We start from the raw sequence: 1,379 nt of genomic DNA, 5'->3' as shown, positions 1-1,379 counted from the left end.
TAGGGGCTGTCGCAAAATAAGTGTAATTATTAAACCAGCCGAGCGCTCGCTTGCCGTCTTGGAGAGAGCGAGTAGTTCCATTCTCCGTGAAAACGCTTCTTTCGAATGTTCAGTTGCCCAAAGTCCGCTGCGCTGACGCGAACGCCAAGAGGGTACTCACTCGTATCCATGGCAGCCCGAACACGCAGTCCCGTGCGTGTCGTGGTGCTGCCGATGAGATTGATGATAACTTGATAGCTCGTTAGCGGTCGGCCTCGCCAGTTGAGCGTGATCTGGGCAAAGAGTCGATGCTCGATCTTGTTCCATTTGCTCGTGCCCGGAGGGTAATGGCTGACGGAGACCGTCAGCCCCGTGGCATCTGCGAATTCTTGCAGACACTTCTTCCACACCCGCGACCGTGCCGAGTTCGAGCCCCCAGCATCTGCTACCACCAGAAGCTCCCTTGCATGAGGATATGCTTGCCTGCCCATCGTGAGCCACCAACGTCGAAGCGACTGGACTGCGAACTCTGGAGTGTCATGGTCCTTCCCAACGTTAACCCAGCCCTCGTTACGGGCCAGGTCATACACGCCATAGGGAATCGCTTTGCCCTCAGCCATATCCGGGAAGTCGTAGGCGTTGACTCTGGGCGCTTGGCCTTGAGGCTGCCACTCCCGACCCGGGGGCTTGAAGTTTCCAATCAACTCCTTCTTCTTCGAGTCGACGGACACCACCGGCTGTCGGCGCCGCTGAAAAGCCTTCGCTTGTCGAGCGATGTAACGAAACTGTGCATCCCTATCTGGATGGCTGCCTCCCTCATCCTCCTTACGCGGAGCCTGCAAGCTGTACCCCGCTTCGTGCAGCATCCGCGCGACAGTGTCGCTACTCACCTCATGCCCTCGCTCTCTCAACTCCGACGCCAGGTTCCTCACGCTCTTCGTCGTCCATTGAAGCGGCGATTGCGGTTCGCCACGCGTCACCGGCTCGAGCAGCGCCTGGAGGTCACCCAGCAACTTCGCGTCCTTTGCGCTCAGGCGCCTTCTTCCTCCTCCTGGCCGACGCACTCGCGACGTTGAAGCCCTTGAAGATGGTTGCCGCCGAAGCTCCGCGAGCTCTTTCTTGCCCTTCCAGATGCGACGACCGCTGATCCCCGTTGCCCGCTGGATCGCTGCGGCTCCTCCTCGTCCAAGGCTTTCCACTTCAGCCGCAGCCCAAAGGCGGATGACCCTCTCGTCCATGATGGGCGCCAGGGCTTTGAACTTGGCACGCAAGGCTTCGAGATCTACTTTCACGCATACAACATGCCCACGAAATGCCTCTTACGCAGCGACCAGCCCCATGGCTGCTTGCTTGGTGGGTCCATTATCACTTTCATTACACTTATTTTGCGACAGCCCCTA

General features: G+C 58.6%; 1 protein-coding gene. It reads right to left on the bottom strand.

Translation table 11 applies throughout. From position 1 onward, the window contains the following. Window positions 1-29: 29 nt before the first annotated feature. Window positions 30-1,217: an ISAzo13 family transposase gene (locus Q664_RS55185; protein ID WP_075207516.1), complete on the bottom strand. Its 1,188-nt coding sequence runs from the start codon at window positions 1,215-1,217 to the stop codon at window positions 30-32. Window positions 1,218-1,379 lie beyond the last annotated feature (162 nt).

Origin of the sequence: Archangium violaceum Cb vi76, from assembly GCF_000733295.1 — a bacterium.
In the GTDB taxonomy this organism is placed as follows: domain Bacteria; phylum Myxococcota; class Myxococcia; order Myxococcales; family Myxococcaceae; genus Archangium; species Archangium violaceum.
Note: the sequence above shows the minus strand (reverse complement) of the source record. Positions and strands in the feature narration are given on the sequence as shown.

Excerpts from the sequence above, each read along its gene's own strand:
- Q664_RS55185 (WP_075207516.1), bottom strand. The coding sequence starts at position 1,217 with ATGGACGAGAGGGTCATCCGCCTTTGGGCTGCGGCTGAAGTGGAAAGC.